This is a genomic window from Komagataeibacter europaeus LMG 18890, from assembly GCF_000285295.1.
GTDB classification, from domain to species: domain Bacteria; phylum Pseudomonadota; class Alphaproteobacteria; order Acetobacterales; family Acetobacteraceae; genus Komagataeibacter; species Komagataeibacter europaeus.
The window spans coordinates 1-9,524 of the sequence record NZ_CADP01000098.1 but is presented as its reverse complement, the minus strand read 5'-3'; the positions used below and the strand labels follow the sequence as shown (position 1 = coordinate 9,524).

11 protein-coding genes are annotated in these 9,524 nt (G+C 61.2%); 4 read left to right on the top strand and 7 right to left on the bottom strand.

The window, feature by feature from the left end; all coding sequences use genetic code 11:
• Positions 1-386: IS5/IS1182 family transposase (locus GEU01_RS17275; RefSeq protein WP_019087081.1), on the top strand; the 386-nt coding region annotated here is incomplete at its 5' end.
• Between the two features lie 72 nt (positions 387-458).
• Here GEU01_RS17275 and GEU01_RS17270 read toward each other — a convergent pair.
• The 4 genes from GEU01_RS17270 to GEU01_RS17255 all read right to left on the bottom strand — a co-directional run bounded on the left by GEU01_RS17270 (position 459) and on the right by GEU01_RS17255 (position 4,506).
• Positions 459-1,103: a LolA family protein gene (locus GEU01_RS17270; protein ID WP_019087080.1), complete on the bottom strand. Its 645-nt coding sequence runs from the start codon at positions 1,101-1,103 to the stop codon at positions 459-461.
• A gap of 74 nt (positions 1,104-1,177) precedes the next feature.
• Positions 1,178-2,134: an iron exporter MbfA gene (gene mbfA / locus GEU01_RS17265; RefSeq protein WP_019087079.1), complete on the bottom strand. Its 957-nt coding sequence runs from the start codon at positions 2,132-2,134 to the stop codon at positions 1,178-1,180.
• Between the two features lie 148 nt (positions 2,135-2,282).
• Complete coding sequence (locus GEU01_RS17260; protein ID WP_019087078.1) at positions 2,283-3,695, bottom strand: glutamate--cysteine ligase; 1,413 nt, start codon at positions 3,693-3,695, stop codon at positions 2,283-2,285.
• Between the two features lie 94 nt (positions 3,696-3,789).
• Positions 3,790-4,506 (bottom strand): 16S rRNA (uracil(1498)-N(3))-methyltransferase, encoded by a 717-nt coding sequence (locus GEU01_RS17255; protein ID WP_019087077.1) that lies wholly within the window; start codon positions 4,504-4,506, stop codon positions 3,790-3,792.
• 155 nt (positions 4,507-4,661) lie between these two features.
• Between GEU01_RS17255 and ubiA the strand changes: the two genes are divergently transcribed.
• The gene (ubiA, locus tag GEU01_RS17250) at positions 4,662-5,579 is read left to right on the top strand and encodes a 4-hydroxybenzoate octaprenyltransferase (RefSeq protein WP_019087076.1); all 918 of its coding nucleotides are present in this window, start codon (positions 4,662-4,664) and stop codon (positions 5,577-5,579) included.
• Here the strand turns inward: ubiA and GEU01_RS17245 are convergent.
• Positions 5,569-6,318, bottom strand: coding sequence for a dienelactone hydrolase family protein (locus GEU01_RS17245; RefSeq protein ID WP_026018834.1), 750 nt, complete (start codon positions 6,316-6,318; stop codon positions 5,569-5,571). The two genes, ubiA and GEU01_RS17245, sit on opposite strands and share 11 nt — an antisense overlap.
• Before the next feature lie 207 nt (positions 6,319-6,525).
• Here GEU01_RS17245 and GEU01_RS17240 point away from each other — a divergent pair, with 207 nt between their 5' ends.
• The gene (locus tag GEU01_RS17240; RefSeq protein WP_019087074.1) at positions 6,526-7,869 is read left to right on the top strand and encodes a GntT/GntP/DsdX family permease; all 1,344 of its coding nucleotides are present in this window, start codon (positions 6,526-6,528) and stop codon (positions 7,867-7,869) included.
• Between the two features lie 134 nt (positions 7,870-8,003).
• On the opposite strand, the gene GEU01_RS17235 is transcribed toward GEU01_RS17240, so the two are convergent.
• A complete protein-coding gene (locus tag GEU01_RS17235; RefSeq protein WP_019087073.1) occupies positions 8,004-8,600 on the bottom strand; it encodes a nicotinamidase in 597 nt (198 codons plus the stop codon).
• On the opposite strand from GEU01_RS17235, the gene GEU01_RS24745 reads away from it, so the two are divergent.
• Complete coding sequence (locus GEU01_RS24745) at positions 8,599-8,877, top strand: hypothetical protein (RefSeq protein WP_157212881.1); 279 nt, start codon at positions 8,599-8,601, stop codon at positions 8,875-8,877. The two genes, GEU01_RS17235 and GEU01_RS24745, sit on opposite strands and share 2 nt — an antisense overlap.
• Before the next feature lie 275 nt (positions 8,878-9,152).
• On the opposite strand, the gene GEU01_RS17225 is transcribed toward GEU01_RS24745, so the two are convergent.
• A partial coding sequence (locus tag GEU01_RS17225; protein WP_019087071.1) for an IS1380 family transposase occupies positions 9,153-9,524 on the bottom strand: 372 nt, incomplete at its 5' end.

Genomic DNA, 9,524 nt, shown 5'->3' with positions numbered 1-9,524 from the left:
GGTCCACCAAGATCATCGCCATGACTGACGCCCTGGGCAATCTGGTACGCTTTACGCTTATCCCCGGCCAGCATTACGACACGGTCGGGGTGGCGCCGCTTCTCGAACCGGCTGATTTCGAGGGACTTCTTGCTGACAAGGCGTTCGATGTCCACTGGATCGTGGACACCATACGCGCGCAAGGAGCCCGCGTGGTCATTCCCCAGCGTCGGAACCGCCTCGACAGGCGATCCTTCGATGGAGCCCTGTTCAAGGCGCGCCATCTCATCGAGAACTTCTTCTGCAAGCTCAAGGAGTTCAAGCGCATCGCCATGCGAAGCGACAAGACCGACAGATCATTCGCAGCGATGATTTATCTCACCGCCGCAATCATCAATTCGCGTTAATTCCCAACAGACCCTGAAAAAAGCTTCACCAAAAACTTTCTTATTATACAGCCCTGACGGGTACGATCAGGATCAGTGCTGTTCCGGCAGGTCGGTGCTGAACAGGGAATCCGGCGGCATGGGACCACCTGTCGAGGCATCAAGCAGATCGACACGGGTGGTTTCCTGCTGGGCGTCCTGGATGATCCAGCCACGCAGCAGCAGCGGGCTGTCATGGAAGATCAGCGTCATGCTGCCATCACCGGGGGAATCGGTGCGCACGACCGTAATTTCCAGCACATTGCCCTCACGCGACAGGCCGGTGACCGTCACATCCCCCGACAGTTGCAGGTGTGGACGCAGCAGCAGGCCAAGCGGCGTCTTGTCCATGGGCATGGTGGTGGTCTGGTCCAGCTGGCTGTCGTTGAATACGACCTGATCATGATTGGCCACCAGCAGCAGCGGGCTGGGGGGATCATACTGGAACCGCATGCGGCGATTCGTCCGGTCGATCCACGCGGTCCCGGTGCTCTGCTTGCCATCGGGAGCTGTCTGGCGGAATCGGGCCTTGAGCAGGCTGATCGCATCCAGATGCCGCTCAACACGTTCCAGCAGGGCATGGTCCTGATCCGATGCGCCAACGGCCATCTGTTCCTGCGCATGGGCGATGGGCACAAGGCCACCACCGGCAAGCAGGCAGGCCAGTCCACAGGCGGCGATGGTAGGGGAAAATCTCATGATACGGGACGATCCATACGGGAAGTACCCGCCCACTGGTGCCCAATCATCGGGGTAAGATCAAGGCGGGCCGATCAGGAACTGCCGATCAGCACGCCGGCCACGAATACCAGCAGCCCGCCAATGACAATCTGCACGATGGCCGAACCGAACGGCGTTTCCTGATACCGCCAGCGGATCCACGAAATCACGAACAGTTCGATCACCACAACGATCACGGCGGCAATCATGGCGGTGGAAAAATTGTCGATCAAAAACGGCAGCGTATGACCAATCCCCCCCGCGGTGGTCATAAGCCCGCATATCAGCCCGCGCAGCAGTGGCGCGCCACGGCCCGACAGCTTGCCATCATCGGACAGGGCTTCGGCAAAGCCCATGGAAATCCCCGCCCCCACTGACGCCGCCATACCGACAAGAAACGCGTTCCATGGCTGGTGTGTGGCGAAAGCCGCCGCAAAGACCGGGGCTAGCGTGGACACCGATCCATCCATAAGCCCCACAAGACCGGGCTGGATGACCTGCAGCACGAAGCGGCGGCGCGCGTCCTCGTCCTCGCTTTCGCGTTTGCTGGTTGGCAGGCGGTCCAGTTCTATGGCGTTGGCGGCCTGTTCGTGCTGGTCCTCGGCATGGGCCAGGTCACCCAGCAGCCTGCGCGTGGCGGCATCTGTGGTGCGCAGCGCGGCCTGACGGTAGAAGCGCGCGGCATCCATTTCCATCTGCCGGGCATGCTGGCGCACGGCCTCGATCCCCTGTGTCTGGACCTGCCATGCGGGCTTGCGCACGATGAAATCCGCAATATCCTGCCGCCGGATCAGCGGGATGTGGGGGCCGAACCGGCTGGCGTACAGGTCGATCAGGTCGCGGCGGTGGCTGTCCTCTTCTACCGACATGTCGGTAAATATCTTGGACGTATCGGGATATTTTTCGCGCAATGCGTAAGCAAAATCAGAATAGATGCGCCCGTCTTCCTCCTCATTGGAGATGGCCAGCGCGAGGATTTCCTGATCGGTCAGGGACGAAAATTTACGCATTATCCAGTCTATGCATAAATTTTTGCATCACCTCAAGAATATTGTCAATTTAAAAATCATTATCATTTGTATTTTCAAAGTAATGGCCGAAAGTGATTATGCTTCTCGATTACATTTACTGAAAACACATCCGGCTGCCCCTGCCGTCTCAGACAGCGGCCTCGGCAAAGATATGGGTCACATCGCCCTTCCACCGGCCATGATAGGCCGCAAGCCACGCTTCCGCCTGCGTGGGGCCACCGGCCGCGATTTCATGCAGGGGGGCAAGGTGCCGGGTCTCGTCACGTCCCTGCGCATCGCGCAGACCGCGCGCGCGCAATCCGTCTGTCGCCAGTTCGATCATGCGCGCGGCAAGCGGGCGCAGCGTGCCCTGCCCCCATGGCGTGTCCAGACCAGTGCGCGGTACCGCGCCACGAATGGCGATATAGTCGTCCCACCCATGTTCCAGCACCAGCTTTTCAGCGGCATGCACGGTGGCGTCATCATACAGCAGGCCGGTCCATAGCGCTGACTGCGCCAGCATCATGGCAGGCGACCCGGCATCCGCGCCCCGCATTTCCAGAAACTGCTTCAGGCGCACATCAGGGAAGGCGGTGGTCATATGGTCCTCGAAATCGCCTATGGTCGGGCGCGTGTCCTCCAGCCCACGCGGGCAGCGTCCCGCCAGCCAGTCCCGGAACGAACAGCCCGCGACATCAATCAGCCGGTCATCGCGGGTGACGAAATACATCGGCACATCCAGCAGCCAGTCCACATAAGTCGCAAAACTGAAACCATCTTCCATGAAACGACGCGGCATGCCCGCGCGTGCATTATCGGTATCGGTCCACACACGCCCGCGATTGGACAGATAGCCGTTAGGGTGGCCTTCATAAAACGGGGAACTGGCGAACAGCGCCGTCGCCACCGGCTGTAACGCCAGCGAGACCCGCATCTTGCGCGCCATGTCCGCTTCGGACCCGAAATCAAGATTGACCTGCACCGTGCAGGTCCGCAGCATCATGTCCAGCCCAAGCGTACCCACCTTGGGCATGTAGTCGCGCATGATGGCGTAACGGCTTTTGGGCATCCACGGAATATCCGACCGCCGCGCGGTGGGGTGGAAGCCCAGCGGGGCGAAACCGATGCCCAGCCGGTCGCAGATCGGGCGGATGGCGGCAAAATGGTGATCCATTTCGGATTCGGTATCATGCAGGGAGACCAGCGGCGCGCCGGACAGTTCAAACTGCCCCCCCGGTTCCAGCGAAATCGAACCGCCTTTTGCATCCGCCTGCCCCTTCAGGCCGATTAGCGCGCCACGATCGATGATTCCTTCCCACCGCCTGCCGCCATCTTCCGCCGCCAGTCCGCGCAGCAGCGCCTCGATCCCCTGCGGGGCATAGGGGGGCGAGGACCAGGCCCTGCGCTGGGGTGTTGCGGCGTCGGGCCGCACAAAGCCGAATTTTTCATGTTCCGTGCCGATCCGCCATTCGGACCGGGGCCGGGCACCTGCCGCCAGAATTGCGACCATCTGGTCAAATGATTCGATTACGGTTGAATTATGCGCGCCGGGATTCGACATGGCGGGGGCAATATCCTCAAATGACAGTCAGATTAACGCCGGCGACAGGCTGAACGCGCATGCCGGAGGGGGCAGGTGTTTATTGACCCATCCCTCATAAGGCCTTGAGGCCAGCCCCGACAAGAGCCAGCGCCGCCGTATCCGCCCGCAGCACAAGATCCCCCAGTGACAGCGGGCGCACGAACGGACGCGCGCGCAGCATGTCGTGTTCACGCGGGGAAAAACCGCCTTCGGGACCAATCAGCACACAGTCCCCCGGCCGCGCCATGACGGGAACGGCCGGGGCATTGCTCCGTTCAAGGGCAGCAAAAAGACTTATGTCTTCAGGCCATTGGGACAGCACGACCGGCAGGTCCGCCAGCGGGTCGATGGTGGGCACGTCCAGCCGCTCGCACTGTTCGGCGGCTTCAACCGCTATACTTTGCAGGCGGGCCGCATTGATTCGATGGGTATTGGTGCGTTCACTTACCACCGGGCGGAAACGCGTCACCCCCAGTTCAGTGCCCATGCGGATGACCGTTTCGGTCGCATCACGCTTGAGCGGCGCAAACAGCAGGCACACACCCAGTGTCGCCACGGGCGCGCGAGTCTGTTCCACCAGCCGGATGCGGCAGCGGTCCCGGCGCAGGTGGTCGATGACGCCCTGCCATTCCCCATCGCGCGCATTGAACAGGGCGATCGCCGCCCCCGCCTGCTGCCGCAGGACGGTGCCAAGGTAATGGGCCTGTCCCGGTTCCAGATCCAGCATGGCGCCGGCCCCCATCGGGGCAATCGTTTCGGGGGAAATGAACAGTCGGGGGCAGTCCCTCATGCCGGGTGGTCACCTTTCGTACTTGCATGGCACCGGGGCCGGCCTTGACCCGGCGGGGTCTTCCGGCCCATCTGTTTCGCCATTAGCAGCCATGGGGCGATCCGTCATCGGCAAACCCTGTTCCCTGCCGCCATCAAGCCTGAAGGAGTTGCACCGTGGACCAGCCTGTACCCCATACGGATATCAGGGTGGATGGCTGGATCGGCCGCCTGCCCGTGCGCCTGCGCCCCTATGCGCTGCTGGCGCGACTGGACCGGCCGATTGGCACGTGGCTGCTGTTCCTGCCGGGTATATGGGGCATCCTGCTGCCTGCGGGTGTGCCGATGTCGCAGCGTATTTTCCTGATCGTGCTGTTCGGTATCGGCAGTGTCGTGATGCGTGGCGCAGGCTGCGTGGTCAATGACATGTGGGACCGCGACATTGACCGGCAGGTGGCGCGCACGGCGGGCCGACCGCTTGCATCGGGCGCGCTGTCAATGCGCGAGGCGGCGCTGTTCCTCGCGGCGCTGCTGCTGATCGGGTTCAACATCCTCATGAACCTCAATACCCTGTCGCAGGTGCTGGGCGCGTCCTCGCTCATCCTTGTCGGGCTTTACCCGCTGGCCAAGCGGGTAACGTGGTGGCCACAGTTGGTCATGGGTTTCACGTTCGGCTTTGGCGCGCCGCTGGGCTATACGGCGGCGGCGGACCGGATCGCCCCCGCCCTGTTCGCGCTGTATGCCGCAACCATCGTGTGGCAGCTTGGCTTCGATACGATCTATGGCTTTCAGGACATGGAGGATGACGCCCGCATTGGCGTGCGGTCCACGTCGCGCCTCATGGCCGGGCATGCGCGGCTGTTCGTGGGCATATGCTATGCGCTGACGGTTGCGGGACTGGGGGCGGAGGGGTGGCTTTCCCATACAGGTTACGGGTTCTGGCTGGCGCTGCCCCTGCCCGCCGTGCTGCTGGCATGGCAGGTCAGCCGACTGGACGCGCGGGATCCAGCCGGGTGCCTGCGCCTGTTCCGCTTCAACCGCGAAACCGGCCTTGTCATCGCCCTGGTCATACTGGCGGGCATGCTTACGCGCTGAGATGCATGATACGGCCCAGAAAGGCCCGGGCCATGTCCATGCACTGCAGGAACAGGGCGGAATCGTAGCGATGGCCCTCATCACGCAGGAAGGCGTGCTGGGCATTGAATTCATGCCATTCGTAACGGGTACACGCCTGTTCCAGCGCGTCGCGGATCATCTGCCGACCGGCAAAGGGCACATGCGGGTCCTGCCGCCCCCAGACAAGGAACGCCTCCCCCTTCATTTCACCAACCCGGGCCAGCGTATCGTCGCATCTGCCATGGCCAAGGCTGTGGGCATGGATATCGGTAGCATAGAAACACACCGTCGCCCGCACGCGCGGGTCAAGGGCCGCGCGAAAGGCCAGATGGCCACCAAGGCACACGCCCATCGTCGCCAGCGCGCCAGTGCAGTGCGGGCAGGATTCCAGCCAGTCCAGCGCCGCGCGCGCATCATGGTCATAGGCCGCAAGCGGTTTTTCGTGTTTCAGGAAATTACCCCGGTCGGTGCCCGGTCTGTCATAGGCCAGGACGGTCCCGGCCGGTTCGTATTCATGATAGACTTCAGGCACGCAGACCACATGCCCCAAGCCCGCCATCATGGCCGCAAGCCGGCGGATGGGGGCCGTCACCTGATAGATCTCCGAAAAAAGGACAATTCCGGGGAAGCGTCCCGCAATGGCCGGACGGAAAACATGCATCCGCATCATGCCTGATGGCGTTGGAATGTCAGCCGTTTCGTCTGAAAGGATAATCATGGCAATACGCGCGCTCCATAGGACAAAGGGCCATGATAGCAGCATACGCATCCCCCACCGAGGGGTAGGGCATCCTGTCATCTGTGTAATATCGTAGCAGGAAAATTAGGTGTTTTTGTTCAAATATTGCGCAAAAAAGGCTTCCAGCGTTGACATTCAATCTCATCCCCGGCCTGTATGGGGCATGAATTCGTTACAGAAAACATAATGTCATCCCTGTTCGCACTCTCCCTCGCATCACTGGCGATCTTGGCCGTCGTGGTTCTGATCGCGCGTTTCAAGATCAATCCCTTCATCGTGCTGTTCGCGGTTTCGCTGGCGCTGGCGCTGGGGGCGGGCATGCCGCCGCAGAAGGCCATTGCATCGTTCGAAGCTGGCGCGGGGCGCGTGCTGGGACATGTCGCGACCGTTATCGCGCTGGGTACCATGCTGGGCAAGATGCTGGCGGAATCGGGCGGCGCCGACCGGATCGCGGTCACGATCACCAGCCTTGCGGGTACGAAGCGTGTCAGCTGGGCCATGATGGTGATCGGCCTGCTGGTGGGGCTGCCGGTGTTTTTTGAGGTTGGATTCGTCCTGCTGATCCCGCTGGCCTTCACGCTGGCGCGGCGGACCAACACGCCGCTGCTGCTGCTGGCGCTGCCCATGGGGGCGGCGCTGTCGGTCACCCACGCCATGATCCCGCCCCATCCGGCAACATTGCTGGCGCTGTCGGCCTATCATGCGGATATCGGGCGGACGATCCTGTGGGGGATCGTGATCGGCACGCCGGTGGCGGCCCTTGCCGGGCCGGTTTACGCACGATTCATCGCCAGTCGGATCGGGCCGGTGCTGCCGTCCGCGCTGGAGGCACAGTTCGTCAACCATGACGTGCCCGAAAACATGCCCGGCTTCGGCATTACGGTCATGACGATTCTTTCCCCTGTCATCCTGATGCTGGTGGGATCGATGGCAGATCTGGTGGCGAGGGCGCATACGCCGCTGAACAATGCGCTGCACTTTATCGGCAATACCGACATCGCCCTGGCGCTGGCGACACTGCTGTCGTTTCAGGTCTTTGGCACCGCACGCGGGTTCAGCCGTGAAACCATCCTGAAATTCACTAATGACTGCCTGGCTCCTACCGCGCTGATCATGCTGCTGGTTGGCGCGGGCGGTGGTTTCGGGCAGGAACTGGTTGATAGCGGCGTGTCATCGGCCATTACCGATCTGGCGGTGGGGGCGCATGTGCCGCTGCTGGTGCTGGCGTGGCTGCTGGCGGTGGTAGTGCGTGTGGCCACCGGGTCCGCCACCGTGGCCATGAGCACGGCGGCCGGTATTGTCGGGCCGATCCTGCTGCGTACCCATGCGGCATCACCCGAACTGATGGTGATCGTGACCGGGGCCGGGTCCGTGGCGCTGGGGCCACTGAATGACGCGGGTTTCTGGCAGATCAAGGAATACCTTGGCCTGTCGGTTGGGCAGACCATAAAGACATGGTCTGTGATTGAAACGCTGATTGCCGTGCTTGGGCTGGCATTCGCGATGATGATCTCGCTGGTGGTCGGATAAATGAGGAATCATTGCGACATAACCAGTTGATAAAAACCTCAGGCATTTCCGGAACTACCTTTTTTCAAAGGCAGCGTTCTTCGAATCTTTTTGAAAAACGCTTCACCAAAAACTTTTGATTTTCAGAATATCATTCACTTTCGGTTATATGCCAGCAAATCCACGGCATCCGCCTGACTGACCCCTTCCATGCCCAGCGCGTCCAGTACTGACGCAGGGGGCTGCCGCACGCCACGGCAGGCATCGGGCAGGACGAAGGTTGCAAACCCTGCCCGGACCGCATCGCGTGCGGTCGCTGCCACGCAGTAATCCAGTGCGACACCCACCACGAATACGCGGATAATTCCCCTGCCCTTCAGCAGGCCATCCAGTCCTGTCCGGCTGACATGATCGTTGTCTTCAAATGCAGAATAGCTGTCGATATCGGGATGCAGTCCCTTGCGCAGCACCACCCCGACATGCGTCTGCGCCAGCGCGGGCGAAAGACCGGCACCCGGCGTGCCCGCCACGCAATGCACGGGCCACGGACCACCCTGCGCGACAAAGGAGATATGTCCCGCCGGATGCCAGTCCTGCGTTGTGACAATCACGCCAAACGGCAGGTCGCATAGTGGATTGATAAGGGTGAGCAGCCTGTCCGCCTCCGGCACGCCAAGGGGACCACCGGGCATGAAATCGGCCTGCATGTCGATAATCAGCAGGGCATCGGTGGCATTTATGCGCAGGGACATGATCTGTCTTTCCTTATCGCCCGTCGGGACAACATGGCATCCGCTTGAAAACTATTTCAAAATAAAAGTTTGGGAGTATCGTTTTTTTAAAAGGCGACGTTTGCCGAAGCTTTTGATAATTTGGATGCCAGCCTTGCTCAACCACCCCAAACAGATGCGGCGCATTGCAACCCGTTACGACAGGAGCGCCCTGCCTTTCCTGAGTTTCCTCAATTTCGCCGCCGCAAGATTTTTGGACCAGATCCTTTGTCACCAGAACCTGATCGAAAATCTGTGAACAGGGATCGGGGTATGGCAGTTATCGCGACACGCATGGGAAAACAGCCGCCTCTTTTTTTCTCCATTCCCTACATCGCCGCAACCAAATAACAGGACCTGACGGCCCCTAACCCATCTTATTCACGGCATTGAGTATTTTGCGTGGATTTTTCCGCTTCTATGGTTTGGGCGCGCGGGATCGCACCGGGTTGAGGCGGTGTCATTTTGAAACGGTGGATGGCTGCGGCTGGGGTTGCGAGGACGGGGCGCGTTCGGGGGCGATAGCCCCGTCTGTCACGGGCCGGCAGCCTGCATCGAGATGGCGAGACTGCGGAACAGCGCCGCTTCGGGACAGGCGGCGGCAAACGCGATACGGACACGGGTCGCGGTTTCCAGGATACGCCCGGCGATTTTCAGAAGACGATTTCGTAACGTGGTGAACTCGGCCGAGGCGAGCGGCTGTGGGGCTGGGATGGCGTCCCGCAGGGTGAGCATCAGCCAGTATGCGGCAGTGTGCAGCACCAGGCGGACCTGGTTGGCCAGTGGCGATCGACAGCTTGTGCGGTCGGATGCCAGTTGGCCCTTGTGACGCTTGATCAGGTTTTCGGCCTGTCCACGGGCACAGTAGAGGGCACCGTAGAGCCATTCGGCGTTGCCGCCTCGCAG